Below are 23,839 nucleotides of genomic sequence, written 5' to 3' on the forward strand. Positions count from 1 at the left end.
CTCGCATCCACCTAGAGTGAGGGCATGGACGATGACGCTCTGCAATTGCGCACACTCCTGGAGATGCTGCGACGTGAGGCGAATGCCCGCACCGAGGCACTCGTCGCGACGCTCACCGAGTTGACGCACGACCGCAGCAGCCAGAGTGACGATGACGAGCACGACCCCGAGGGCGTGCCGCTGTCGGCCGAGTGGTCGCGGTTGAACGGCCTGCTCGATGGCTCGCGCGATGAACTGCAGCAGGTGGACGACGCCCTCGCGCGAATGGATGCCGGAACCTACGGCGTCTGCACGAACTGCGGCCGACGCATCCCGGTCGCGCGCCTGCGCGTACGCCCGTTCGCCGCACGCTGCGTACCCTGCGCGGAGAAGGAGGAGAGCAGATGACGAACACCACCGCAACCGAGAACCCGGCAGCAGAGAACACGGCAACAGAACGCGCGCCGCTGGGCGTCGGGATCATCGGGCTCGGCGGCATCGGCCGTATTCACGCGCACGCGCTGGCCGAACTGCCGGCGCTGGGTGAAGTGCGCGCAGTCGCACACGCCCGCGATGACGCTCTCGCGGAGTGCGGCCTGCCATCCACGATGCGGCGAAGCGTAGACGAGCTGTTCGACGATGACTCCGTGCAAATCGTCGCGATCTGCACGCCGAGTGACACGCACGCCGACCTCGCCCTGCGCGCGATGGAAAGCAGCAAGCACGTCGTGGTCGAAAAGCCGATCGCGCTCGACGCCGCCGCGGGCCGCGCCTTGATCTCGCGGGCCGAAGCGCTCGGCCGCACACTTGTCGGCATCGCGCAGCGCCGCTACGAGCCGCAGAACATCGCCCTCGCACAACTGCTGGCCAGTGGGACGCTTGGCCGCCCACTGCTGATCGAAGTGCTCGTGCCCTGGTACCGCGACGATGCGTACTACCGCGCGGCGCCCTGGCGCAGTCGACTCGGCGGCGGGGGCGGATCCCTCGCGAACCAGGGCTTGCACAACCTCGATCTGGCTCTGATGCTGCTCGGCCCTGTGGTCGAAGTCACCGGCCAGTCCGCGACCATCGCGCACGACATCGATGTAGAGGATGCCACGACCGCCACGCTGCGCTTCGCATCGGGCGCCATGGGCGTCGTCGCCACGACGACCGGCGCCTACCCGGGGCACAATGCTCGCCTCACTGTCATCACGTCGACCGGGCGATTCGAACTCGATGGGGACGCCATCCGAGAATGGACCTTCGACGTCCCCGCACCCCAATCAGGCGGATCCGCGCCAGGCGGCGCCTCCGACCCTCTCGCGATCGGCCACTCCGGACACCTGGCACAGTGGAAGGATGTGCTCGGCGCTATCGCCGCCGGGCGCGCCCCACACACGACGGGGCGCGATGCTACGCACACCGCAGAGGTCATCGCCGCGGTGTATCAAAGTGCCGCTACCGGAGTTGCGGTGCAGCTCGAGCCGTGACCTCAGCCTGCGTCGGCCTTGCGCGCGCCAGCCTCGAGCACGTCACCGGCGGGGCGCTCCTGATGTCCGCCGAACTGCAAACGCATCGCCGAGAGCACCTGGTTCGCGAACTGGTCTTCGCCACGTGACGAGAACCGTTCGAACAAGGATGCCGCGAGCACCGGAACAGGAACACCGACGTCGACGGCGGCCTTGACTGTCCACCGGCCCTCACCAGAGTCCGAGACACGACCTGCGAGCCCGTCCAGAGTGGGATTGCCATGCAGCGCTGCCGCGGTGAGATCGAGTAGCCACGACGAGATCACCGATCCGCGACGCCACAGCTCGGCGACCTTGTCAGTGTCAATCGGGAACTGGTAGAACTCGGGCTCCTCCAGCGGAGCGATCTCGGCCGAGTGCTCGGCTTCGCGCACTCCGGCATCCGCGTTCTCGAGCAGATTGAGTCCTTCGGCGATCGAGGCCATGATGCCGTACTCGATGCCGTTGTGCACCATTTTGACGAAGTGTCCTGCGCCGGATGGTCCGCAGTGCAGGAAACCCTGCTCTTCCGGTGCGAGGTCGCCGGTGCGTCCGGGCGTACGCTCGATTTCGCCGGGTCCTGGTGCGATCGTGCGCAGCACGGGCTCGATATGCCCAACCGCGGTGTCGGAGCCGCCGACCATCAGGCAGTAACCGCGGTCCAGCCCGAACACTCCACCGCTGGTGCCGATGTCGACGTATTCGATGCCGCGTTCTCGCAACGAGGCCGCGCGCCGGACATCGTCGCGGTAGTTCGAGTTACCTCCGTCGATGAGGATGTCGCCGGGTTCGAGCACCGCTGCCACTTCCTCGGAGACAGTGCCGGTAAGCGAGGCGGGCACCATCATCCACACCACACGCGTCGGCTCAAGTTTCGCCGCGAGATCGGCGACGCTATCTGCACCGGTGGCGCCTTCCGCGACGAGTGCGGCGACGGCACCAGCATTCACGTCGTAAACCACGCATTCGTGCCCATCGCGCATCAACCGTCGCACGATGTTCGCGCCCATCCTGCCGAGTCCGACCATAGCCAGCTGCATGTCTGTTTCTCCCGCCTCCACCAGCTCCCCGTGAGCCGGTGCGTGGTCATCCTGACACGCGAATCGAAAGGATGCCAGCATTTCTCCACCCGCCCGGGGTACGCAAAAGGCGGGCACCTCCGGAGAGGTACCCGCCTTTTTTGCTACTGGCTATCAGCCTTCGATCTGCTTGCGACGACGCATCGCACCTCCAGTACTTGCACGGCCGACGATGACCACATCGAGCTTGCCGAGTTCTTCAGCACTCTCAAAGCCTGCATGCGGAAAGTCGGGGATGATCATGCGGGCCAGGCGAGCCGAGGATGCTTCGATGCCGACACGTCGCCGCAGTAAGCTGAACTCATCATGGAACCGCTCTTCGAATGGCTCAGCCACGTGCCCTGGTGGGTCATCTTCCCCATCCTGGCGATGGCTGGCGGCGCCGCGAAGGCGTGGGAGCAGGGCGCGAAACACCGGCATGAGCGCAGGCTTGAGACGCTGCGTATGAAGGGCGAGCTCAAGGCCGCCCAGCTCGCTGCTCGCGGGAATGCAGCACCGATAGCGAACGCGCAGCAGATTGCCTCGGACGCAACGCTGCCCTCGAACCAGCTGCTTGAGCGCCTGTTCGCCGAGCACGACGAGATCAGCGCGCGCTGGCTCGACTACGAGCTCGACGTCGCGAAGCTCATCGCCTTCCCCGCCATGAGCGACGGCCGCCAGCCGCTGACTGCCGCGTTCCTACGGGCAAGGAAGACCGCCGACGCTCTGCGTCCGGCATCCACCGAGACGAAGGTCAGCGAGCAGCGGGTCACCGAATATCTGGATGCCGTCGGCAACTACGCCGTCGCATTCGAGATCGCCGAGAAGGATGCCAGGCGTCTACGCGATTCCACGTTCACCGAGCCCGAGCGCAAGAAGCTCGACCGTGCGCAGAAGTTGTTGAAGGTCGCTGTCGACGACTCGGCCACTCAGGCAGAGCGCAATGTGGCATACAAGCGCGTGCGTGAAGAACTGGATGGGCTCATCGTGCTCTCTGACGACGCCGTCCAAGTGCTCGAGAAGCAGGTGGCGCGGGAGCTGCCGGCAGGGCGACCCCCGGAGGCCGCGCAGACGCTCCAGCCTGAACCGCTTCGGCAGCCGAAGCACGACGCTCCGTAGCATCGGTCGGCGCAAGCGGCCGCATCACTCCCGCAGCTCCGACGCGCCCACGATCACCCGACGTCGATCCCGCACCCAGACGACGCCATCTTCTCGCCGCTCCGCCCTGCTCGCGAAGCGGTAGCGATACGACACCGCACGCACCCAGCGGGGCGGACGCCCCTCGAACGGGTCGCGCCTGAGTAGTGCGAGCGTCGGCGCATCCGCCTGCAACAACCGCGCGAGGAAGGTGGTGAACCATTCATCCAATGACCGACCGAGCGGCAGGAACCACATCAGCCAGTCCAGCCGCAGATGGTACGGCGCGAACTGCCGCGGCACTCGCCGCACATCACCCGGCTTGCCCTTGAACTCATACTCATGCCAGGTTGCGGCATCCGGATTCTCGTCGGTGGTGCCCTCGACCACGATCTCGATCCGCTCCTTCGTCACCGTGCCGAACGCACCGTAGGCGTTTGCGAGCTGCCAGTGGTTGAAGCTTGCGTTCATCAGCTGCCGCTTCGCAAAGAGGTTGCGCATCGCGGGCCAGCTGATCACGATGTAAAGAATGCCGACGGCCGAGGTGATCACGAGCCAGTACATGGGGAGCCCCGGCGATGGCGGATCGGCCTGGGGCACCCCGATCGCCGAGAACGCGATCACGATGGTCGCCCAATTGAGCCACGCAAAGTTGCCGGTGGCGACCAGCCACAACTGCGTCGCCAGTACGATCCCGCCCGCAACCGCACCGATAATTGCTGGCACTGGCCCTTCGATCCAGAGGCCGAGGATCGGAGCGAACAGAAAGAACGGGACGACGAGCTGCGCGAAGTGGTTGCCCAACACCTCGCCCTTGTGGAACCAGCGCGGCAGCAGATGCGCCTGACGGCTCAACGGCCCTGGCATCGGCTGCGTCTCGTGGTGGTAGGTGAGGGCAGTGAGATCGCGCCACTCGCGCCCGCCGCGGATCTTGATCATGCCTGCCCCGAACTCCAGCCGGAACAACAGCCACCACAGCAGCACGATGGTGACCGTCGGCGGCGGCTGGTCGCTCGAGCCGAGGAAGGCGGCGAGGAACCCCGCTTCCAGCAGCAGCATCTCCCACCCGAAGCCGTAGAACGTCTGGCCGATGCTCAAGATCGACATGTACCCGAACCAGAGCAGCAGGAAGCACACCATCGGTACCCACGGCGGGCCAAGCTGCGGGATGCCGGTGACGAGAGCCGCCGCGATGACGATGCCCGCCCAACACAACATCACGAGCCGTCGATCCGTGTAGCGGATGCGGCGAAAGAGCGTGGGCCGCAGCATCCGGCCCCGCGCCTTCGACCCGGAGGCCCACGCGAGCAGGTCCGGAGCAGGGAGGAGACCTCGCTCGCCGAGTAGCGGGCGGAACTGATTCAGCGTCGAGACGAAGGCGACGATGTAGAGAGCCGCAATGCCGCGCTGCAGCACCTCACGTGCAAAGCCGTAGTCGACAGCGGCAAAACCGTCCATTTCGTCAGGCTACGCCGCGCGGGGGCCGCACGCATTGGCGGAGAAAACAGCGATGGGCGGAGCTTTCCGCTTGAAAGCTCCGCCCATCGCTGCGGACTCCTCCCGACGCTGCGCCGGGAACGAGCGACTTACTCGGTGACGACCCAGTCGAACTGGTCGCCGTTCTCCTCGAGCCACTTGTCGACAGCGTCGGCCTCTTGGCCTTCGCCGAACTCGTTGACGACGAGGTCTTCGAGTGCGCCGTACTGGTCATCGTCGAGCTTGATCTGCTCGACGAGCGCTGCAGCCTCGGGGAACTCCTCAGCGAAACCCTTGTGAGCAATGAAGTTCAGCGTCTCCGCCTCGCCCATCGCGCCCAGCGGGTCTTCGAGGTCCTTGACGTCGTACGTGCTGTTGGCCCAGAACGGACGCCACAGCGTCACAACGACGTCTTCTTCGTTGTCGATGGCCTCGCCGAGAACGGTGAGCATCGCAGCAGTCGAAGAGGTCTCGAGCGTGTACTCGTCGTCCAGCTCGTAGGCCGGCATCATCGAGTCCTGGGTCATGGCCGTCAGGCCTGCACCCGGCTCGATGCCGATGATCTTGCCGTCGAAGCGGTCGCCTGCACCCTTGAGGTCTTCGATCGAGTCGATGTCCATGTAGCTGGGCACGGCGATCGTGAGCTTGGCGTTCTCGTAGTAGGCGCCGAGGTCTTCGAGGTCGTCGCCGTACGTCTTCATGTACTCGGCGTGCGTGACCTCAGGCCATGCCGACGGGAACAGGTCAACGTCACCCTGCGCGAGACCGGTGTAGAGCGGGCCTGCTTCGGTGAGCGTCTCCAACTCGACGGTGTAGCCGATCTTCTCGAGCTGGTCCTGGACCAGGTACGCCATGCTCAGGCCATCCGACCAAGAGGGGATGAAGCCGAGCGTGATGGTGCCCTTGTCGGCGCTGTCACCGTCCGAGCCTGCGTCACCCGAGTCTGTCGGGGTGCCCGCGCAACCTGCGAGGGCGAGGGATGCTACGGCTCCGAGAGCCACGATGGCTGTGATGTGCCGGTACTTCTTCATGGTGCTTCCTTTCGTATGTTCTGCTGCGTTACGTATGGGTAGGGGTTAAGTGCGTGGGTGATCAGATGCCCGCGATAGGGGCGCGGTGGGGTGATGCCTTCGCTCGTTCGGCCTCGGCCGCGGCATCCGCTGCCTCGTCATGACGTTCCGCCTGGCGACGCGAGAGGATGCCGAAAAGCGAAGAGCGGAACTGACCAGGCGTGCCGAGCGCCGCGGTGACGCGGTCGAGGAAGACGGCGATCAGCACGACGCCGAGGCCTGCCTCGACGCCCTTGCCGATATTGACGGTCGAGATGGCCTGGACGACCATCTTTCCGAGGCCGTCCGCGCCGGCCATACCTGCGATGACAGCCATCGACAGGGCGAGCATGATGACCTGGTTGACGCCGGCCATGATGGTCGGCATCGCGAGCGGAAGCTGGATGCCTCGCAGAATCTGCGATGGCGTCGCGCCGAAAGCCTGACCGGCCTCGACAGTTTCGGAATCCACACCGCGGATGCCGAGCTCGGTGAGCCGCACACCAGGAGGCAGCGCGAAGATCACGGTTGCGACGAGCCCAGGCACGACACCGATGCTGAAGAACACGATCGCGGGAATCAGGTACACGAACGCAGGCATCGTCTGCATGAAGTCCAGCACCGGCTTGAGGATCGATCGCACCGTGTCATTGCGCGCCGACCAGATGCCCAGCGGGATTGCGATCATCACGGCGACGACCGCCGAGACGAGCACGAGCGAGAGCGTCTGCATCGCAGGCTCCCACAAGTCCATACCGATGATGAGCACGAACGAAATCACGGTGCCAACGGCCATCTGCCACGAACGCACGAACCACGCGATGAGCGCGAAGATGGCGATCAACACAGGGAACGGCGTGGCGAGGAGAGTGTCGCTGAGGCCGTTGACGAAGAGCTTGACGACGACCGCGATGAAGTCGAGAAGGCCCTCGAGATTGTCCTTCACCCAGTCAACGACGGTCGCGACCCACTCACCGAGGGGAATACGGAACCCATCCATCAGCGCACCTCCCCTTCGATTGCGGTGCCTCCGGCGACGGCATCCTCTGCCGCCTCCAGAACTGCATCGATCTCGGCCTGCGGCACCGGCAGGTGCGGCAGCGTGATCTCCTCGGTCGCATTGGGCCCGGGGCCAAGGGCCGCGAGCAGCGTGACGCGGGGGATGACGCCGGTCAGGCGCCCCTCAGCGTCCAGCACCGCGAGCGGCAACTGCGACTCGACGGCAGGAACGAACAGGTTCATCAGAATCTCGTCCTCGGAGACGCTCTGCGGAACGGGCTTCAGGATCGACGTCAGCGACATCTCGCCCTTGCGGACGAGCTTGATGGCGTCGCGGTCGGTCACCATGCCGATCAGCTTGCGGTCGCGGCCGGTAACGTACGCGGCCGACATGTAGGTGTCGCGCATTTGGCGCAGCGCCGTCCGTGGGCCGGCATTTTCGGCGACAATCGGTCGCGGACGCTCCATAACGTTGGATGCCGTGAGCACGCGAGCGCGGTCGACGTCCTGCACGAACTGCTCGACATAGTCGTTGGCAGGGTCGGTGAGGATGTCCTCCGGTGTTCCGATCTGCACGATGCGTCCGTCACGCATGACCGCGATCCGGTCGCCGAGGAACATCGCCTCGTTGAGATCGTGCGTGATGAAGACGATGGTCTTCTGCAGTTTGGCCTGCAGTTCGACCAACTGCTCCTGCATTTCGCGGCGAATGAGCGGGTCGAGAGCGCTGAACGCCTCGTCCATGAGCAGAATGTCGGTGTCTGCGGCGAGCGCACGGGCAATGCCGACGCGCTGCTGCATTCCACCGGAGAGTTGAGAGGGCAGTTTGTCGCCCCAGCCGGTGAGACCGACCATATCGATCACTTCTTCTGCCTTCGCCAGACGCTCAGCCTTACTGACGCCCTTCAGCTCCAGCGGGTAGGCGACGTTCGCGGCGACCGTGCGGTGCGGCAGCAGGGCGAAGTGCTGGAACACCATCGACACGTTTTCGCGGCGGATCTCGCGCAGTCGTGCTGCCGGGATACCGGTGATCTGGTCCCCGCCGATGGTGACGGTGCCGTCGGTGATCTCGTGCAGCCCATTGAGCATGCGGATGATGGTGGACTTGCCGGACCCTGACAGGCCCATGATGACAAAGATCTCGCCTCGGTTGACGGTGAAGCTGGCGTCTATGACGGCAGCGGTTCCAGCATCCAAAATGTCATCTCGTCCCTCGCCTGCTTTCAGGCGACGGACGGCTTGGTTCGGATTCTTTCCGAACACCTTGTAAAGATTGCGCGCGACAAGTGCGGCTTCGGTCACGATTCCCCCGATGGCTCACCCACATTTCGGGTGCTTGGTGAGCCCGTCTCGGTTACGCCCGGGTGATACTCGAGGCCGTTTCGACATTCATAACGCTGGCGGCACTAACGGTGGATTCGGCTCCACCACAGGAGCATCGACCGTACGTCCACGCCTCTTCGCAGCACAGCTCATCGAAAGAAGGACGTGTCCGCGGACTGGTCATAAGGCCAAATGGCCTACATTTCAACGTAACAAAATGGCCGATCAGAGGCAAATCTCACTCGGCGCAGGCATGCGATTTTTGGTGTGTGAACGGGGGATTTGTCTAATGTCGACAATCTGCGGCCTGGACAGAATTACCGCTTCACACTGCGCGTGACCGTGAATTTCGCCGTGCGGTGCACCTGTTCGGTCGGCCCGATCAGACGGGTCAACTCGGGCTTGTAGGTGAGGCTCGAGTTGAAGACCGTGAGCAGCTCACCGCCGGGGCGCAGAAGTCGGGCGGCGGCGTCGAACAGCCTGGTTGCGGCGCCGGTGTGCACGCTCGCGCCGAGGTGGAATGGCGGATTGAGCAGGATCAGGTCGGCGCTCGCGTCGGGGAGCTCGGCGCCGGCATCATCGTGAGTCACGGTGACTCGATCCGCGACGCCGTTGGCGATCATTGTCCCGCGGGCGGATGCCGCCGAAGCCGCCGAACGGTCGGTCGCAGTAACTCGGGCATCGGGGTGGTGCAGCGCGTAGTAAGCGGCGAGCGCGCCGGTGCCGCAACCGAGGTCGATGACGCTCTCGGCGCCGACCTCGGTTGACTCGGCCAGCACCTCCAGCAGCACGCGCGTGCCGATGTCGATGCGGTTGGCGGCGAATGCCCCGCCGTGCGCGACAAGCGTGAGCCCGAACTCCGGATGCGTCGCGCGCTGCGGGTAGGGCGGCTCTTCCGTCACGGGCAGCGGCCCGGTCGCCACGATCAGCCGCGACTTCCGCTCTGAGCGCTGCGCCTGCACGGTGTCGAAATTCCGCCCGAGCACCTCGTTCTGCGAGAGGGTCATGTGTTTGACGCGCCCGCCAGCGATGAGTGTCACGTCGGGCGCAGCCCAGCGGGCGACGGCATCCGCAATCTCTTCCAACTCGGCGAGCGCCTTCGGCAGCTGCAGCAGCACGAGGCGGGCACCCGCGAGCAGCGATTCGTCGAGCTCGCGTGGCTCGAACCCCGTCAGCTCGAGCGTCTGCGCGTTGTTCGCCAGCGCGTGACGCCCGGTGGCGGAATCCTGATGCACGCGCACACCCGCGAGCCCTGCATCCGTCAACGCCAGCGTGATGGCGCCGTACTCATCACCGACCACCGCGATCTCGGAACCGACGAGGCCGCGTTCTTCGACCAGCGCGAGCGCGTGCTCGACGAGGAGCAGATCGGTCGCGTCGTGGGCTTGGAGGTTGTCGGCTTCGACGTCGGGAAAGCGACGAAGGCGGTTATAGGAGAAGTCGGGCACCATCCCAATTTACGCGGAATGTGCGACCCGCTACCGCACGGCTCGCGCCAGGCCTAGTGTGCTGTACAGCGGCGGCATCACACCGGGAAAGGGGCGAACGCCATGAGCGCGGCGATCGACATCAGCCAGCTGCACAAGAAGTTCGGGCAGCACACCGCTCTGCACAGCATCGACCTGCGCGTGGAGACCGGCACGGTGTTCGGACTGATCGGCCCGAACGGTGCCGGCAAGACCACGACGCTGCGCACTCTGGTGGATGTCATCCGCCCCACGTCGGGCGAAACCAGGGTGCTCGGCGAGAGCCCACGGGCAGGCGGAGCTGCGCTGCGGCGACGGATCGGCTACGTGCCAGGAGAGCTCCGGCTGGACGGGCGCGTCACGGGACTCCGCCTGCTCGCGTTCTACGCAGAGGTGTCTGGGCCGGTCACAGCGGGCGCTACCCATGAGCTCGCCGACCGCCTCGGCGTCGACCTCTCCCGTCCCGTGCACACACTCTCCAAGGGAAACAAGCAGAAGCTCGGACTGATTCAGGCGTTCATGCATCGACCAGAGCTGCTCATCCTCGACGAGCCGACCAGCGGCCTCGACCCTCTCGTTCAGCGCGAGTTCCTGCAGATGGTGCGGGAGGCGCGTGATGCTGGGCAGACAGTGCTGCTCAGTTCGCACGTGCTCAGTGAGATCCAGCAGATCGCCGATGAGGTCGCCGTGTTGAGCGACGGCCGCATCGTGGCCGAGGGAGATGTCGCCTCGCTCAGGCTCGGATCGATCCGCCGAGTGCGCGCAAGGATCTCAACAGCGGATGCCGCGGCCACCCGCGCCCGGCTCACGAAACTTCCCGGATTCGCAGGTCTCGAAATCAGCGATGAGAACGGTGGCCTCCGCATCACCGGAACCGTCGACGGCGCGATCGACCCGTTCGTGAAGGCGCTGGCCCCGTTCAAGGTCAACGACCTCACAGTGGAGGAGCCTGATCTCGAGGAGTCGGTGCTGAGGCTGTACGGGGCGGGTGTGGGCTCGGCGGCGGCGTCCAGGCCCTCTGCGACAGCGTCGCCCCCTGGTGCCGCCGAAGCCCCCATGAAACAACGCCGCCAATCAGGGGCGTCGGCGCCACCGAGGGGCGCCGACGCGGGGCAGGTCGGCAAGGACGAGACGCGGGCATCGCGACGGGCCCGGCGCGGAGGTCATCGTGCGTAGTGTCGTGCCGGTGTTCCGGCGCAGCATCCGCGAATCCTGGCGCAGCACGGCCGGCTGGAGCGTCGGCGTCGCCGCCGTCCTGTTCCTCTACCTGCCGCTGTACCCCAGTTTCGGCGCCGACGGGCAATTGCAGGGCATCATCGACTCGATGCCGAAGGAGCTGGTGGACACCCTCGGCTACGACCAGATCTCCACCGGCGCCGGGTACGCGCAGAGCACCTTCTACGGCCTGACGGGGTTCCTCCTGCTCACGATCGCGGCCGTGATGTGGGGCTCCGCCGCGGTCGCCGGCGCTGAGGAGAGCGGGCGCCTCGAGCTCGACCTTGCGCACGGCATCGGACGAGCGCAATACGTGCTCGAGTCGGCATTGTCGGTTCTTGTCAGGATGCTCTGGCTCGGCGTCTTCGCGGGCGTCATCGTGTGGGCCCTGAATAGTCCAGCCAAATTGGGCATCTACCCGCCCCAGATCATCGGCGCGAGCGCCGCGCTCGTCGGACTCGCCTTCCTCAGCGCCTCGGCGGGGCTTCTCGCCGGAGCACTGACCGGCCGCAAGGCGTGGGCGTCCGGCGTCGGCGCTGGCATCGCCGTTCTCGGATACATCTTCCAGGCCGTCGCGAAGCAGTCGGACGATCTCGAGTGGCTGAACATCCTCTCGCCCTACGCCTGGGTGTACCACCAGTCGCCGCTGCTCGATGGCGTGCATTTCGGTGGCCTCGCGGTGACCTGGGGTCTTGCGCTGCTGTGCGCCGCGGCATCCGCCGTCGTTCTGCAGCGACGCGACATCGCCGGCTGAATCCGCGCGACGGGGGTTGACATCCTTCTGGGTTCTATGGTTAGTTAGTCGAGTAAGTAACCGACTGACCACCTGGAGGCATCGTGATCGAAGAAGGCAAGCCGCTCTTCCTCCAGATATCCGAGCAGATCGAGGACTCGATCCTCGACGGCTCGCTCGCGGAAGAATCCCAGGCGCCGTCAACGAATGAACTCGCCGCCTTCTACCGCATCAACCCCGCCACCGCAGCCAAGGGAGTAGCCATGCTCGCCGACAAGGCAGTGCTGTACAAACGTCGTGGAATCGGCATGTTCGTCGCCACTGGAGCACGCGAGCTGCTGCTCGGCGAGCGCCGTGCGGCCTTCGCTGACCGTTACCTCGATCCGCTCCTCGCCGAAGCCCGCACGCTGGGCCTCGGCGCCGAGGACCTCGCAACCATGCTGCGCGAACGCGCCGCAGCATCCACAACCTCCGAAGGGAACCCCGCATGACCGCCGTCGTCGAGGTGCAAAACCTCACCAAGCGCTACAAGGACAAGCGCGCGCTCGACAATGTGTCTCTCAGCATTGAGGGTGGACACATTTATGGTCTGCTCGGCCGCAACGGCGCCGGCAAGACCACTCTGATGTCGATCCTCACTGCTCAGAACTTCGCGTCCTCCGGCACCGTGAAGGTGTTCGGCGAGCATCCCTACGAGAACGCGCACGTGCTCTCGCGGGTCTGCTTCGTCAGGGAGAGCCAGAAGTACCCGGATGACGCGACGCCTCGCCACGCATTCAAGGCTGCGAGCCTGTTCTTCGCGAACTGGGACCAGGAGTTCGCCGAGCAGCTGATCAAGGACTTCCAGCTGCCGATGAAGCAGACGATTAAGAAGCTCTCCCGCGGGCAGCTCTCCGCCGTCGGCGTGATCATCGGTCTCGCCTCGCGCGCCGACCTCACCTTCTTCGACGAGCCGTACCTTGGCCTCGACGCCGTCGCACGGCAGATCTTCTACGACCGACTCGTCGAGGACTACTCCGAGCACCCGCGCACGATCATCCTGTCGTCCCACCTGATCGACGAGGTCTCCAACCTCATCGAGCGGGTCATCGTGATCGACGACGGGCAGATCCTCCTCGACGAGGAGACGGATGCCGTGCGCGACCGCGCCGTCACAGTCGTGGGTGATGCCGCCAAAGTCGACGCCTGGATCTCCGGGCGCGAGGTCCTGCACCGCGAATCGCTGGGACGCGTGGCATCTGTCACGGTGCTCGGCAAACTATCCGCCACCGAACGCGCAGAAATCACGGCCGATGGGCTCGACGTCGCACCGGTGTCACTCCAGCAACTAATCGTGCGTCTCACGCAGAAAGCGGCGAGCGCGAAGACCGGGGAGGTTGGCTAATGCTTCGGGTACTGAAGGTCGTCCGTCTGCAGCTCATCAACAAGCAGACCTACATCTGGGTTCCACTGATCGTGTTGGGCGGCGCCCTGCTGGTCTCGATTCTCATCTACGCGATGATCCCGGGCGACGGGCCGAAGTACGGCGGCGGCAGCCAGGCACCGCTGTGGGTCTTCCTGTTCGTGGGGATCCAGGCCCTCACCATGGTCTTCCCGTTCTCGCAGGCGATGAGCATCACCCGGCGGGACTTCTATCTGGGCACGCTGATCACTGCGGTGATGACCAGCGCCATCCTCGGGGTGATCTTCATCCTCGGGGGCCTGTTCGAGCTGTGGACGAACGGCTGGGGCATCAACGGCTACTTCTTCCGACTGCCCTGGGTGTGGGAGTCCGGCCCGATCGGCGCGGGATTCGTCTACTTCACTCTCACCCTGTTCATCTTCATCATCGGCTTCACGTGCGCCACGGTCTACAAGAGCTGGGGGCCGATCGTCCTCACGATCGCCAGCTTCGCACTGCTGCTGATTCTCGTCGGACTCGTGTTCCTGGTCACTCGACTGGAGCTGTGGGGGAACGTCTGGATCGGCATTCTCGATCTCGGCGCGCTGGGGCTCGCTCTATGGGGCATGGTCGCGATCGTGGTTCTCGCCGGAATCTCGTTCCTCGCCTTCCGCCGCGCGATTCCGTAGGTCACTCGTTGCGTTGGACGCCCGTCTCCACCACCCGGTGGGGCGGGCGTTCTGCGTCATGCGGGGCAGCGGCCGTTCATAACTCCGCAGAATCGGGGACGAATCCACCGCTAGGGGCCATGTTCACGTCATCACTCGTCGAATCTGCGGAGTTATGAACCGTACAGCACGCAGACAGCACCCGGCCCGGCGGTCAGATCGTATCGTCGGCGGCGAGCACGTCGAAGCTCCAGCTCCGGGCGTCGGGATCGTCGGGGTCGTGGGCGTCCCCAATCTCCTTGATGACCTCGTGGATCCGCCGCTCGATCGTGCTGAATTCCGCCTCGGTCAGCCGCAGACTGCGCTGCGAGAAGGTGCCGTGCACCTCCGGGTTACGACCGGAAACGTACTCCGGCGCCCAGGCCAACACGCGCCGCATCATGTCGATGTGATCCTCGGCGAGAGCGCTCATCAGCGCGCCGCCGAGTACTTCATCGGCGATCGGATGCTCCGGAGACCCGATGTTCCACGCACCTTCCACCGCCACCCACACCCGGTCACGCTTATCGCGGGCATGCTCAGGCGCCTCTTCGATGAGCCCGGCACGTGCGAGCACGCGCAGGTGGAAGCTGACGCTGTTGGCCGGGATGCCCAGATCGGCCGCGATGTCGGCGGCGCGAGCGTGACCACGGCCGGCGACCGCCTTGACGATACGGCGACGCAGCGGATGGGCATACGCCTTCATCATCGCCGTGGTCGCCGTCTTCGCGTCGGGATGAATGTCCGCGCGGGGAATGCCATCCGTCATGCCCCGAGTCTATCCACAAGAGAAGTTGCGCAATAGAAGTTGCGCAACTTCTATTGCGGATTTACACTCGACGATATGAACACCGCGATCGCCACTCATCGGCTGACCCGCAACGTCCGCTACATCACCTGGCTGATCAGCGACACCGCCAAGGGGCTCGCCGGCGCGCTGTTCGGATTCGCGATCCCGCTGATCGCGCTGTTCATCACGAATGACCCGGCCCAGGCCGGCATCATCAGCGCCGTCGGCATGACGATCCGCGCCGTCACGACGGTGTTCGGCGGTGTTCTCGCTGACCGTCATCGCCGCATCACCATGATGGTGCTCGGTTCACTCGTCGGAGTGGTGCTCGCCGGGGCGTTCACGGTTCTCGCGCTCGTCGATGCCCTTACCTTCGTCACGCTGCTGATCATGGACGTGCTGCTCGCGGCGCGCGCCGGAATCTTCGACGTCGCCGGCGAGAGTGCGCTGAAGGAGATCGTCCCGGACAGTGCGATGGGCAGAGCTCAGGCCGCCAACCAGGGGCGCGATGCCATGCTCCAACTTGCCGGCGGCCCCCTCGGCGGCGCGCTGCTCGCGGCGGGCGCATGGGTGATCGGCGCCGCAATCGCCGCGTGTCACGTCGTCGCGACGGTGACGGCCTGGATGCTGCAGCGCTCGGCTCGGACGGCCGGGTCGACCGCCCCTGACGCAGATGATCTGAGTTTCGCCACCGAAGGGACGGATGCCGCGGCATCCGGCGTCGGAGTGTCAGCCGCCGCACGCACCGTCGCCAAGCCGAATGCGCTGCGCGAGATGACCGAGGGATTCCGCTGGCTGTTCTCCCGCCCCGACCTGCGCGGCGTGCTATTCGTCGCGACCGTCGTCAACCTCGGCTTCAGCACAGCGCTGACCTGCGTGATCTATGCACTGCAGCAGGCTGGGCACTCCACGATCACGATCGGGCTGCTCTCCACCGGAGCCGGAGCGGCCATGCTCGTCGGCGCGCTCATCGCACCCTTGCTGGTGTCGCGGGTGCGGGCCAGCGTGATCATCATCGGCGGCTTGGCCGTGTCGGTGATCGGCGTGTTCGGGATGATCCCGGTGCACGAACCCGTGGCGCTGACCGTCGTCCTCGGCGTGACAGTGTTCTTCATTCCTGCGGTGAACGCCGCCCTGATGGGGTACTTTATGGTCGCGACACCTACCGAACTGCTCGGTCGCGCCAACAGTGCCGCCGGAGTGCTCGGCATGGGCGCGATGCCGTTCGCGCCGCTGATCGCCGGGTTCGGTCTCGCAACGATCGGACGTGAGAACACCCTCATCGTGGCATCCGTCCTGTGCGCGATCTCCGTGCTGATGGCGATCGTCAACCGCGGCTTGCGCGCCCTCCCCGCCGAGGCCGGCTGGTCGGCCCACGCTCGTCAGTTCGAGGTGCGCTGACCCGGGCACCGTCACTGTGACGCCCCGGTCACCGTGTCCGACGCCCCGGGTTACCGTCACTCGACGCCCCGGGTTACCGCCCACACCCCGTCGTGCTGACGTCGTGCTGACGTCGCCAAGACGGGGCCTCGGAATCCCGACGGGGCTCGGCGTCCCGACAGCTGCCCGTGCGGCAGAGAGACCGCGTCCTACAGCGCGCCGGCGAGAGCGGCGATGCCGGCGATCACCGACACGACGGCGATCACCAGCGCGAGCGCGATGAGAATCGCGTGCACTTTGAGGAACGTCGTCGCCTTGCCCTCGGCATCCCGAGCACGCGGATCGTTCGCGACTCGCGTGTAGAACCGCGGCCACACGATGACGTTGAAGGCGGCGTTGATGAACAGGAGCACGGCGAGAGTTGTCACCTCTCTACGGTATTGCCTCGGCATCCCGCATCCGGCATCCATGTGTGCGCTTCGCTCGGAGATGTACCGGAAACTCGGAGAGAATCTGAGAATTCCTCCGAGCGGAGCGCACTTCTCCGAGCCGGGCGCACGCATCGTCCGCAACCACTCGAGCGAGGAATGTATCAGGAACCACTTGCCCTGCTCCTGGTAGATGTGAGCACAATGATCATCATGACCGACGCCTCCCCTGGGGGCGCCGTCAGTGATGGATCTGCGCGCTGGGAACGTGCCGCCGATCTGTTCATTGACTGGCGCTCCGGCAACGTGCGCGCCATGGACGATCTGGTTCGCCTGATGACCCCCGTCCTGTGGCACGTCGTGCGCGCCTACGGGTTGGAACGCATGCTCGCCGAAGACGTCGTGCAATCCACCTGGCTCGCCCTCGTGCGCGGGCACGAGAGCATCGCCGACGCCCGCGCGGTCTCCGGCTGGCTCACCGTCACCGCCCGGCGCGAGGCCTGGCGGGTCAGCAAAAATCACAGACGAGCGGATGCCACGGCAGACGAGCTCCTCGAGCCCATGCTGCCGCCACAGGAGTCCACCGAGGCTGAGGTCGCGGCATCCGATGAGTCCCGTCGACTGTGGACTGCCGTCGGCACGCTCGACGACCGCTGCCGACGGCTGCTGAGGGTGGTCGCATTCGATGACCGGCCGGACTACGCGCGGATCGCCGCCGACCTCGATATGCCGATCGGCAGCATCGGTCCGACACGCAAACGGTGCCTCGCGAAGCTTCGAACGGCACTGGTGCGCACAGGTTTCTCTGAAGACGGATTCTCTGAAAAAGGCGGTGGTCGTGATGGCTGACTCCGACGACCTGCTGCTCGCTCAGCTGCGCGCCGCGGCCGAAGCCATCGATCCAGTGCCGAGCGACCTCGCCGAGCGCATGATCGCGGCCGTCGCCATGGCCGACTTATCTCGCGAGTACGCACTGCTGACGCTGGTCGACAACGCCGAGGCAGCGGTGCGCGGCGACAGCGAGACGACCACTTTACAGTTCAGTGACGGGGCGGCGAGCATCCTGCTGCACATCAGTCACACTGCGCGACGAATGCGGCGGATTGACGGCTGGGTCGACGCCGGCGCCATCGAAGTGCGCCTCACTCAGGGCGAACGCGAGTGGAACATCGCACCAGATGAACAGGGCCGCTTCGCCTTCGACGACATCCCGCCTGGCCTCAGCCAGGTGCTGCTCGTCACCGGCGAAGGACACAAGGATCTACTCACTCCGCATTTCGAGGCGTGAGCACCGCCCCAGCGGGCGAGAAGCCGGGCGGTGAGCCCGCCGACGAGGGAGAGCAATGGAGCATCCAAAGGGCTGGAGCTGGCAAGACCGCGCGGAGGGGTCGATCCCCCGCGGCACGGCGCTCGACCCCAGCGTGGATCCCGTCGACGGCATCCGTGCGTATCCGACCGCATATCTGCCAGATCGGATGCTGATCGCCGAGCACCCGGATGACGAGAACGGCGCTTACGATCGTGACCTTCTCGCGCTCAGGCAGGCCGCGGAAGCGTTCGGCTGGGAGCTGCGAGTCGAGCGGGAAGACGTCGTGCGAGCGGGGCACGGGGCAGAGATGCTGCCGGGCATCCCGGGGCTCCGCCGCATCGTGCTGCGTACTCCAGACCTACCGGTTGATGGAGAGTCGCCGGTGGCACCGGATGCCTGGCGGGTGCTGCAGCGCGCACGACGGATCGTCGGAGGCCCGATGCCGAGGGCCGGGCTCGAGCACATGCTGGCGATCGATCCGGTGGGGCTGAATCCGTTCACCCGCACGAACCCGTTCACCAGGACGAACCCGTTCACACGCACGAACCCGGTGCGCGGAGCGGGGGCGGTCGGCAGCGATGACTACCTCGAGCCCGGACGCGGCGGGCGCCAGCCGCTCGCCTGGGTCGGTGCGGCGCCGGTGCGCGGTGCCGATCCTCTAAAGGGGCGACGAGCGGTCGTGGCGGTGCTCGACACCGGATGCGGCGTGCATGAGTGGCTGCCGGATTCGATCGTGACACGGCAGGTCATGCTCGACGGCGTGCCGATCGGGTTGACCGGCAAAGATGACCCCGAGCGGTATCCCGATCTGTATGGGCAGTTGGACGGCGAGATCGATGCGGTGGCAGGGCACGGCACGTTTATCGCGGGTCTGGTTCGACAGACAGCTCCGGATGCCGACATCCTTTCAGTTCGCATCGCGGGCTCTCTCGGCGTGGTCGAAGAAAGCACGTTCCTGCAAGCGCTCGCCGCCGTGGTGGAACTGCAGCGCCGATTCGTGCACGGAATCGACGGCGGGCATCCGATCGATGTGTTGAACCTGTCGCTCGGGTATTACCACGAGACTCCGGTCGACGGTCAATTCTCGCTTGTGCTGCACAGTCTGCTGTACACCGCACGATCGCTGGGCACGGTCGTGGTGTGCTCGGCAGGCAATGATGCGATCGACCGTCCGTCTTTTCCGGCATCGCTATGGGCGTGGCCTGGTGCGAACAACGGCCTGGTCGCTGACGGCGCCGTGCCACTCGTGTCGGTGGGCGCATTGAATCCGTCGCGACGATCGCTGGCGCTGTTCTCGAACATCGGGCCGTGGGTTCGGGTCTACGCTCCAGGGGCGATGGTGGTCTCGACGACCCCGGCGTTCGTCGGCGGCGCGCAGGCTGCGACCAGGGCGGACGTGAATGGCCTCGAGCGGCAGACGATCGACCCGGATGACTACCGTGGCGGCTTCGCCGCGTGGAGCGGCACATCGTTCGCGGCGCCCTATGTCGCGGGAAAACTCGCGGCACTGTTGGCAGGATCGATGCCGAGCGAGGGCGTCGCGCGGAAGGATGCGGTGAAGAAGGCCGTGGATGCTGTGTTGAAGGAGCTGCCGCCGGAGGTACCGCTGGGCTGAGCCACGCGCCGGGTGGGGTCGCCGCCAGGTGGGGCCGCCGCGAGGTGGGGCCACCGTGTGGGGCCTCCCGCGGGGTGGCGCACATTGCCGCACGCAGCCCGTCGAACCGACGATCTGCGACCCGTCCACCATCGTGCCGAATCTCGAGGGGTCGCAGGTTGTCGGGTGCGAGCAGCTGAGGCGACCATGTGCGCCACCCGCACGCACCCGCACGACCCGCACGCACCGCCACGCACCCGCACGACCCGCACGCACCGCCACGCACCGCACCGCACGACCCGCACGCACCGCACGCACCCGCACGTCCCGACTCAGGCGAGCATCCCGCGCCAGACCACGTCGAACGCGTTCGCGACCCGCGTCGCCGTCGCGATATTCTCGACGCGGTCGCCGCGCACGATCAGCTGGTAGTACAACACGCCGGCGATCGTGTCGAAGCACGCCTCGACGTCAAGATCATCGCGGAGGATGCCCCGCTCGATGCCGCCGCGTATTGCGGTCTCGATCGGAGCGCGTCGCCGTACGACGTGCGAAGACCAATACGCCTTCTGCAGCGCCCGGTCGGCCATCACCAGACGGATACGGTGTCGGAAACGCGCTTCCGAGTACGCAGTCGCACCCACCGATCCACCGCTGAAAATCCCATCGAGGATTGCTTGGCGAAGATCCTCATCAACCGGCACGGCGGGCGGTACCGCCCGGCCGACATCGAGCGCTGCCGCGAGCAGTGTGGTCAGTGACGGCCACCGCCGATACAGCGCCGCACGGCTGACGCCGCTGAGCGCGACAATCCGCGAGACGGTGACGTCTTCCTCGGTATCGATCAACGCGAGCGTCGCCTCGATGATCTGCCCGTCGATCTCCTCATCACGAGGACGACCGGGGCCGCGGCGAACCGCAACCCCGGCATCCGCAACCCCGGCATCCACAACCCCGGCATCCACAACTTCCGCATCCACAACGGAGGTCATACCGCGAGGGCCCTCCGCCTCAACCGCGCGACGGTGTCGCCTGAGAGGCCAGCGGCGCGCAGCGGCGCGAGCGCGTCTCCGTGACGTTCGCGGAGGGTGGTCAGCAGCATCCGCATCGAGACATCCATCGGGCCGGCGAGCAGCGCATCCGCCCGAGGTGCGTCCACGTCGAATCCGAGCGCCCTCCACATCGCCGCCATCACCGGACGCGTCCGCGCCATGATCGCTGGCATGTTCTCCGCTGTGCGTGCGTAGTCGGCGACGATCTCGTCATCGTCCGCACCGAGCACCAGCAGCAGCATCGCCGCGAGCACACCGGTGCGATCCCGGCCGGCCGCGCAGTGGAACGCCGTCGCACCCTCGGTGTATGCGATGACGTTCAGCGCCGTGACGAGCCGCGGTGCCGCACTCTCGACGAGGTCGACGTACATCTCGCCCATCGCCTCGTGCCCGAGTTCTGCTGCACTGCGCGTTCGCGCATCGCCGACATCCGCAATGAGCGACAGGTGGTGGTACGCCACGGAGTACTCGTCGAACAATCCACGTCCGGTCGCTGCGATCTCCACGGGCGAGCGCAGGTCGATGATCGCACCGAGGCCGGATGCGACAAGTTCGTCGGCGACATCACGGGTCACGTACGCGAGGTCATCGGTGCGGATGGCGAATCCGTCACGAAGCACACCGCCTGCGATCGGGATTCCGCCAAGATCGCGCAGGTTCACCGGAGCGCTGAGCTCGATGTCCACAGTTGTCATGTGATTCTCCTTCTGATGAGGGCACTGCCCTGGTCGATCGCCGTGACGAGCACGATGATGCAGATGATGATGGCGCTGAGGTGTCCGTAGTTGTACATCCGCATGGCCGTGGTGAGTTCGAGCCCGATGCCACCCGCACCGACAAGGCCGAGAATGGTCGCGCCGCGCACGTTGCCCTCGAACAGCAGCAGTGTGTATGAAACCAGCAGCGGTGCAGACTGCGGAAGCACGCCGTATTGGATGACTTGACGCTTGGATGCACCGACGGCCTGCATCGCGCCGATCGGACCTAGATCGGCCGACTCCATCGACTCGGCGAAGATTTTTCCGATCGAACCGATCGAACCGATCGTCATGGCGAGGATGCCGGCGAACGGGCCGAGTCCGACAGCCGAGACGAACATCAGGGCGAAGACGAGGTCTGGTACCGAGCGGATGATGTTCATCACCCAGCGCGACGGGTAGTACAACCACTTCGGTGAGATGTTGGATGCCGCGGCGAAGGCGATGAACAGTGAGAGCACCGCGCCGAGCACGGTGCCGATGATCGCCATCTGCAGCGTCTCTACCAGCAGCGCCAGGATCGTGCCGATCTTGGAGAAGTCCGGTGGGAACAGCCGAGAGACGAACTCGCTCATGTTCACCGCGCCCTGGCCGAGCTTGATGAAGTCGAATCCGACGCCACCGGCCGACCACAGCATGATCAGGATCGCGACCGGGATGCCGATCAGGAAGCGCGTGCGTGGAATCGAGAACGCACGCTCCATCCGGGTGCGGTCGGCGACGGACAACACCGGCTGCTCGCGCTTGCTGCGCGTCTCAGTGGTCGTCTTCATCGTCTTCCTCCTCCTCGTAGAGCGGCGCGAGTGCGTCGGAGTCCAGCTCAGCAGTCGGTGCCGACACGAGCATCTCACCATGACGGAGCCCGACGATCCGGTCGCTGTGCGCGAGCGCGAGCGGCAGCACATGCAAGCTCACCAATACTGGGATACCGTCTTCGGTGGCGATCTCGCGCAAGAGTCCGAGCACCGAATCCGCCAGCTTCGGATCGAGGGAAGCCACCGGCTCATCGGCGAGGATCACACGTGGCTGCTGCATGAGCGCCCGCGCGATCGCGACGCGCTGCTGCTGCCCGCCGCTGAGTGAACGTGCCGGGTCCTTCGCCTTGTGGGCGATGCCGACGCGGTCGAGAAGCGCCAGCGCACGGCGGCGATCGGCCGATGAGAAACCACCGGCGATGTTGATCGATCCTGCATTGTGCAGTCCGCCGGTGAGGACGTTCGTGAGGACGCTCAGCCGTGGGATGAGATTGAACTGCTGGAAAACCTGGCCCACTTCGGAGCGCAGAGTGCGCAGCTCGCCGCGGGCAAGATTGGTCACATCGTGACCGGCTACCCGCACCGATCCGCCCGAGATGGGTGCGAAGCCGGTGAGGCTCTTCATCAGAGTGGACTTGCCAGAACCGGATGCCCCGAGCAGAGCGACCATCTCACCGGGAAACAGATCCAGATCGACGCCCTCAAGCACTGGGGTCTCGTCGTACGCGACACGGAGGTCACGAACCGTGACGAGCGGGAGCGCCTGGCGCAACTCGGCGGTCGTCACCGGCAGGCCTGCGTCCGGCTTCACCGCCTCCGGCTTCACGGCTCCCTGCTTCACCTTCGTGCTCATTCCAGGTCCTCAAGCTCGACACCTGCCACCGAGGCGATCGCTGCGAAGGAGGCGAACACACTCGGATCCGGAGCGATCTCGACCTCAAGACCGACGAAGGAACTGTAGGCGGCGAGCGCATCAACGTTCTCCTCGGAGAACACCTTCGGCAGCGCTTCTTCGAGGAGCGTGCGGGTCTCGTCGTCGAGCGACTGACGGGCGAGCACGGTGCCCATGACGTCCATCGACGGGCTCTGGCCGACACCGCGCCACTCGCCGTCGGCGAACGGGAACATGGGTGCGCCGAGCTCGGTGAGCATGTTGGCGGTGCATGCGGCATCCACTTGCCCCTGAGCGAGCGCCGCGAAGCTGCCCTCGTGGCCGCCAGCGAAGATCGCCTCGTAGTCGACGCCCTGTTCCAGACCTGCCTCGTGCAGCATGTAGACCGGCATGAAGTAGCCAGAGCTGGACGCCTGATCGGCGAAGGCGATCGTCTTACCTTCAAAGTCTTCAACGGTCTTGATCGGGGAGTCTTCCAGCACGACGCAGGTCGAGACCGGGTCGTCCGAGCCCTTCCATGCCAGGAGTGCATCCACCTCGCCCGTGTTGACGGCGAGCGCGGAGGGGAAACCGCTCATGATGCCGATGTCGACGTGATCGTTGCGGATTGCCTCGACGACGCTGAGGTAGTCGGGCACGTCTGTGATCTCGACCTCACGGCCGGTTTCGGCCTCTAGCAGCTCTACGAGCGCGTCGACGGGGTTCGCCTGAGTCGGATCATCCGAGGCCGGAAGCGTGGCGATGGTGATGGGTGCGTCGGGCGCAGGTGCTGCGTCCGCGTCAGAAGTCTGGCAGCCGGTGAGTGCGAGAGCAGCGATGCTGAGCATGCCCACCGCGGGGAGGGTGTAGCGACGCATGGGATGGCCTT

26 protein-coding genes are annotated in these 23,839 nt (G+C 65.7%); 12 read left to right on the forward strand and 14 right to left on the reverse strand.

The genetic code is table 11. The features are described 5' to 3' along the window. Positions 1-24: 24 nt before the first annotated feature. The gene (locus AC1C2Q_RS08750) at positions 25-387 is read left to right on the forward strand and encodes a TraR/DksA family transcriptional regulator (protein WP_495430707.1); all 363 of its coding nucleotides are present in this window, start codon (positions 25-27) and stop codon (positions 385-387) included. Next, positions 384-1,451, forward strand: coding sequence for a Gfo/Idh/MocA family protein (locus AC1C2Q_RS08755; RefSeq protein ID WP_495449793.1), 1,068 nt, complete (start codon positions 384-386; stop codon positions 1,449-1,451). Before AC1C2Q_RS08750 ends, AC1C2Q_RS08755 begins: the two co-directional genes overlap by 4 nt. 2 nt (positions 1,452-1,453) lie before the next feature. On the opposite strand, the gene gnd is transcribed toward AC1C2Q_RS08755, so the two are convergent. Continuing rightward, positions 1,454-2,509: a phosphogluconate dehydrogenase (NAD(+)-dependent, decarboxylating) gene (gnd, locus tag AC1C2Q_RS08760; RefSeq protein WP_495449794.1), complete on the reverse strand. Its 1,056-nt coding sequence runs from the start codon at positions 2,507-2,509 to the stop codon at positions 1,454-1,456. 153 nt (positions 2,510-2,662) lie between these two features. Next, positions 2,663-2,791 (reverse strand): hypothetical protein, encoded by a 129-nt coding sequence (locus tag AC1C2Q_RS08765; RefSeq protein ID WP_495449795.1) that lies wholly within the window; start codon positions 2,789-2,791, stop codon positions 2,663-2,665. Between the two features lie 63 nt (positions 2,792-2,854). Between AC1C2Q_RS08765 and AC1C2Q_RS08770 the strand changes: the two genes are divergently transcribed. Beyond that, the gene (locus AC1C2Q_RS08770; protein ID WP_495449796.1) at positions 2,855-3,646 is read left to right on the forward strand and encodes a hypothetical protein; all 792 of its coding nucleotides are present in this window, start codon (positions 2,855-2,857) and stop codon (positions 3,644-3,646) included. A 24-nt stretch (positions 3,647-3,670) separates the two neighbouring features. Here AC1C2Q_RS08770 and AC1C2Q_RS08775 read toward each other — a convergent pair whose 3' ends face one another. The 5 genes from AC1C2Q_RS08775 to AC1C2Q_RS08795 form a co-directional block, all read right to left on the reverse strand. After that, complete coding sequence (locus tag AC1C2Q_RS08775; RefSeq protein WP_495449797.1) at positions 3,671-5,122, reverse strand: lipase maturation factor family protein; 1,452 nt, start codon at positions 5,120-5,122, stop codon at positions 3,671-3,673. Between the two features lie 128 nt (positions 5,123-5,250). Beyond that, positions 5,251-6,171 (reverse strand): glycine betaine ABC transporter substrate-binding protein, encoded by a 921-nt coding sequence (locus AC1C2Q_RS08780; RefSeq protein ID WP_495449798.1) that lies wholly within the window; start codon positions 6,169-6,171, stop codon positions 5,251-5,253. Between the two features lie 61 nt (positions 6,172-6,232). Continuing rightward, the gene (locus AC1C2Q_RS08785) at positions 6,233-7,189 is read right to left on the reverse strand and encodes an ABC transporter permease (RefSeq protein WP_495449799.1); all 957 of its coding nucleotides are present in this window, start codon (positions 7,187-7,189) and stop codon (positions 6,233-6,235) included. Then, positions 7,189-8,490 (reverse strand): quaternary amine ABC transporter ATP-binding protein, encoded by a 1,302-nt coding sequence (locus AC1C2Q_RS08790; RefSeq protein ID WP_495449800.1) that lies wholly within the window; start codon positions 8,488-8,490, stop codon positions 7,189-7,191. Before AC1C2Q_RS08790 ends, AC1C2Q_RS08785 begins: the two co-directional genes overlap by 1 nt. Before the next feature lie 338 nt (positions 8,491-8,828). Next, entirely contained in the window at positions 8,829-9,962 is a 1,134-nt protein-coding gene (locus AC1C2Q_RS08795) for a class I SAM-dependent methyltransferase (protein ID WP_495449801.1), read from the reverse strand. Between the two features lie 99 nt (positions 9,963-10,061). On the opposite strand from AC1C2Q_RS08795, the gene AC1C2Q_RS08800 reads away from it, so the two are divergent. From AC1C2Q_RS08800 to AC1C2Q_RS08820, 5 genes are all read left to right on the forward strand, one after another. Further along, positions 10,062-11,153: an ABC transporter ATP-binding protein gene (locus tag AC1C2Q_RS08800; protein WP_495449802.1), complete on the forward strand. Its 1,092-nt coding sequence runs from the start codon at positions 10,062-10,064 to the stop codon at positions 11,151-11,153. Beyond that, a complete protein-coding gene (locus tag AC1C2Q_RS08805) occupies positions 11,146-11,946 on the forward strand; it encodes an ABC transporter permease subunit (protein ID WP_495449803.1) in 801 nt (266 codons plus the stop codon). Before AC1C2Q_RS08800 ends, AC1C2Q_RS08805 begins: the two co-directional genes overlap by 8 nt. A gap of 83 nt (positions 11,947-12,029) precedes the next feature. Next, positions 12,030-12,416: a GntR family transcriptional regulator gene (locus AC1C2Q_RS08810; RefSeq protein WP_495449804.1), complete on the forward strand. Its 387-nt coding sequence runs from the start codon at positions 12,030-12,032 to the stop codon at positions 12,414-12,416. Continuing rightward, on the forward strand, positions 12,413-13,309 hold the full coding sequence (locus tag AC1C2Q_RS08815; protein WP_495449805.1) for an ABC transporter ATP-binding protein: 897 nt from the start codon (positions 12,413-12,415) through the stop codon (positions 13,307-13,309). The genes AC1C2Q_RS08810 and AC1C2Q_RS08815 overlap by 4 nt, the downstream gene beginning before the upstream one ends. Beyond that, complete coding sequence (locus tag AC1C2Q_RS08820; RefSeq protein WP_495449806.1) at positions 13,309-13,995, forward strand: hypothetical protein; 687 nt, start codon at positions 13,309-13,311, stop codon at positions 13,993-13,995. The genes AC1C2Q_RS08815 and AC1C2Q_RS08820 overlap by 1 nt, the downstream gene beginning before the upstream one ends. A 193-nt stretch (positions 13,996-14,188) precedes the next feature. On the opposite strand, the gene AC1C2Q_RS08825 is transcribed toward AC1C2Q_RS08820, so the two are convergent. Next, positions 14,189-14,782 carry a winged helix-turn-helix domain-containing protein gene (locus AC1C2Q_RS08825; protein WP_495449807.1) on the reverse strand — a complete coding sequence of 198 codons (594 nt, stop codon included), beginning with the start codon at positions 14,780-14,782 and terminating at the stop codon, positions 14,189-14,191. Positions 14,783-14,857: 75 nt separating this feature from the next. Here AC1C2Q_RS08825 and AC1C2Q_RS08830 point away from each other — a divergent pair, with 75 nt between their 5' ends. Continuing rightward, positions 14,858-16,204 carry an MFS transporter gene (locus AC1C2Q_RS08830; protein ID WP_495449808.1) on the forward strand — a complete coding sequence of 449 codons (1,347 nt, stop codon included), beginning with the start codon at positions 14,858-14,860 and terminating at the stop codon, positions 16,202-16,204. A gap of 188 nt (positions 16,205-16,392) precedes the next feature. Here the strand turns inward: AC1C2Q_RS08830 and AC1C2Q_RS08835 are convergent, their stop codons facing one another. Further along, positions 16,393-16,611: an SCO4848 family membrane protein gene (locus tag AC1C2Q_RS08835; RefSeq protein WP_495449809.1), complete on the reverse strand. Its 219-nt coding sequence runs from the start codon at positions 16,609-16,611 to the stop codon at positions 16,393-16,395. Positions 16,612-16,824: 213 nt separating this feature from the next. Here AC1C2Q_RS08835 and AC1C2Q_RS08840 point away from each other — a divergent pair, with 213 nt between their 5' ends. From AC1C2Q_RS08840 to AC1C2Q_RS08850, 3 genes are read left to right on the forward strand one after another with little or no spacing between them, the layout of a single operon-like run. Then, complete coding sequence (locus AC1C2Q_RS08840) at positions 16,825-17,460, forward strand: RNA polymerase sigma factor (protein WP_495449810.1); 636 nt, start codon at positions 16,825-16,827, stop codon at positions 17,458-17,460. Beyond that, positions 17,453-17,899: a hypothetical protein gene (locus AC1C2Q_RS08845; protein ID WP_495449811.1), complete on the forward strand. Its 447-nt coding sequence runs from the start codon at positions 17,453-17,455 to the stop codon at positions 17,897-17,899. The genes AC1C2Q_RS08840 and AC1C2Q_RS08845 overlap by 8 nt, the downstream gene beginning before the upstream one ends. Before the next feature lie 55 nt (positions 17,900-17,954). Further along, positions 17,955-19,535, forward strand: coding sequence for a S8 family peptidase (locus AC1C2Q_RS08850; protein WP_495449812.1), 1,581 nt, complete (start codon positions 17,955-17,957; stop codon positions 19,533-19,535). A 311-nt stretch (positions 19,536-19,846) separates the two neighbouring features. Here AC1C2Q_RS08850 and AC1C2Q_RS08855 read toward each other — a convergent pair whose 3' ends face one another. Genes AC1C2Q_RS08855 through phnD form a run of 5 tightly spaced genes read right to left on the reverse strand, consistent with a single transcriptional unit; the run spans position 19,847 to position 23,828 of the window. Continuing rightward, on the reverse strand, positions 19,847-20,506 hold the full coding sequence (locus tag AC1C2Q_RS08855; RefSeq protein WP_495449813.1) for a TetR/AcrR family transcriptional regulator: 660 nt from the start codon (positions 20,504-20,506) through the stop codon (positions 19,847-19,849). Beyond that, positions 20,503-21,261, reverse strand: a complete 759-nt coding sequence (locus tag AC1C2Q_RS08860; protein WP_495449814.1) for a tyrosine-protein phosphatase — start codon at positions 21,259-21,261, stop codon at positions 20,503-20,505. Before AC1C2Q_RS08860 ends, AC1C2Q_RS08855 begins: the two co-directional genes overlap by 4 nt. Then, positions 21,258-22,097 (reverse strand): phosphonate ABC transporter, permease protein PhnE, encoded by an 840-nt coding sequence (gene phnE, locus AC1C2Q_RS08865; protein WP_495449815.1) that lies wholly within the window; start codon positions 22,095-22,097, stop codon positions 21,258-21,260. Before phnE ends, AC1C2Q_RS08860 begins: the two co-directional genes overlap by 4 nt. Continuing rightward, positions 22,081-22,932 (reverse strand): phosphonate ABC transporter ATP-binding protein, encoded by an 852-nt coding sequence (locus AC1C2Q_RS08870; protein WP_495449816.1) that lies wholly within the window; start codon positions 22,930-22,932, stop codon positions 22,081-22,083. Before AC1C2Q_RS08870 ends, phnE begins: the two co-directional genes overlap by 17 nt. Further along, complete coding sequence (phnD, locus tag AC1C2Q_RS08875) at positions 22,929-23,828, reverse strand: phosphate/phosphite/phosphonate ABC transporter substrate-binding protein (RefSeq protein ID WP_495449817.1); 900 nt, start codon at positions 23,826-23,828, stop codon at positions 22,929-22,931. Before phnD ends, AC1C2Q_RS08870 begins: the two co-directional genes overlap by 4 nt. Positions 23,829-23,839: the final 11 nt, after the last annotated feature.

The sequence above is a fragment of the Microbacterium sp. Y356 genome (assembly GCF_059445355.1).

Excerpts from the sequence above, each read along its gene's own strand:
- AC1C2Q_RS08750 (WP_495430707.1), top strand. The coding sequence starts at position 25 with ATGGACGATGACGCTCTGCAATTGCGCACACTCCTGGAGATGCTGCGA.
- AC1C2Q_RS08755 (WP_495449793.1), top strand. The coding sequence starts at position 384 with ATGACGAACACCACCGCAACCGAGAACCCGGCAGCAGAGAACACGGCA.
- gnd (WP_495449794.1), bottom strand. The coding sequence starts at position 2,509 with ATGCAGCTGGCTATGGTCGGACTCGGCAGGATGGGCGCGAACATCGTG.
- AC1C2Q_RS08765 (WP_495449795.1), bottom strand. The coding sequence starts at position 2,791 with ATGATCATCCCCGACTTTCCGCATGCAGGCTTTGAGAGTGCTGAAGAA.
- AC1C2Q_RS08770 (WP_495449796.1), top strand. The coding sequence starts at position 2,855 with ATGGAACCGCTCTTCGAATGGCTCAGCCACGTGCCCTGGTGGGTCATC.
- AC1C2Q_RS08775 (WP_495449797.1), bottom strand. The coding sequence starts at position 5,122 with ATGGACGGTTTTGCCGCTGTCGACTACGGCTTTGCACGTGAGGTGCTG.
- AC1C2Q_RS08780 (WP_495449798.1), bottom strand. The coding sequence starts at position 6,171 with ATGAAGAAGTACCGGCACATCACAGCCATCGTGGCTCTCGGAGCCGTA.
- AC1C2Q_RS08785 (WP_495449799.1), bottom strand. The coding sequence starts at position 7,189 with ATGGATGGGTTCCGTATTCCCCTCGGTGAGTGGGTCGCGACCGTCGTT.
- AC1C2Q_RS08795 (WP_495449801.1), bottom strand. The coding sequence starts at position 9,962 with ATGGTGCCCGACTTCTCCTATAACCGCCTTCGTCGCTTTCCCGACGTC.
- AC1C2Q_RS08800 (WP_495449802.1), top strand. The coding sequence starts at position 10,062 with ATGAGCGCGGCGATCGACATCAGCCAGCTGCACAAGAAGTTCGGGCAG.
- AC1C2Q_RS08815 (WP_495449805.1), top strand. The coding sequence starts at position 12,413 with ATGACCGCCGTCGTCGAGGTGCAAAACCTCACCAAGCGCTACAAGGAC.
- AC1C2Q_RS08820 (WP_495449806.1), top strand. The coding sequence starts at position 13,309 with ATGCTTCGGGTACTGAAGGTCGTCCGTCTGCAGCTCATCAACAAGCAG.
- AC1C2Q_RS08825 (WP_495449807.1), bottom strand. The coding sequence starts at position 14,782 with ATGACGGATGGCATTCCCCGCGCGGACATTCATCCCGACGCGAAGACG.
- AC1C2Q_RS08830 (WP_495449808.1), top strand. The coding sequence starts at position 14,858 with ATGAACACCGCGATCGCCACTCATCGGCTGACCCGCAACGTCCGCTAC.
- AC1C2Q_RS08840 (WP_495449810.1), top strand. The coding sequence starts at position 16,825 with ATGACCGACGCCTCCCCTGGGGGCGCCGTCAGTGATGGATCTGCGCGC.
- AC1C2Q_RS08845 (WP_495449811.1), top strand. The coding sequence starts at position 17,453 with ATGGCTGACTCCGACGACCTGCTGCTCGCTCAGCTGCGCGCCGCGGCC.
- AC1C2Q_RS08850 (WP_495449812.1), top strand. The coding sequence starts at position 17,955 with ATGGAGCATCCAAAGGGCTGGAGCTGGCAAGACCGCGCGGAGGGGTCG.
- AC1C2Q_RS08855 (WP_495449813.1), bottom strand. The coding sequence starts at position 20,506 with ATGACCTCCGTTGTGGATGCGGAAGTTGTGGATGCCGGGGTTGTGGAT.
- AC1C2Q_RS08860 (WP_495449814.1), bottom strand. The coding sequence starts at position 21,261 with ATGACAACTGTGGACATCGAGCTCAGCGCTCCGGTGAACCTGCGCGAT.
- phnE (WP_495449815.1), bottom strand. The coding sequence starts at position 22,097 with ATGAAGACGACCACTGAGACGCGCAGCAAGCGCGAGCAGCCGGTGTTG.
- AC1C2Q_RS08870 (WP_495449816.1), bottom strand. The coding sequence starts at position 22,932 with ATGAGCACGAAGGTGAAGCAGGGAGCCGTGAAGCCGGAGGCGGTGAAG.
- phnD (WP_495449817.1), bottom strand. The coding sequence starts at position 23,828 with ATGCGTCGCTACACCCTCCCCGCGGTGGGCATGCTCAGCATCGCTGCT.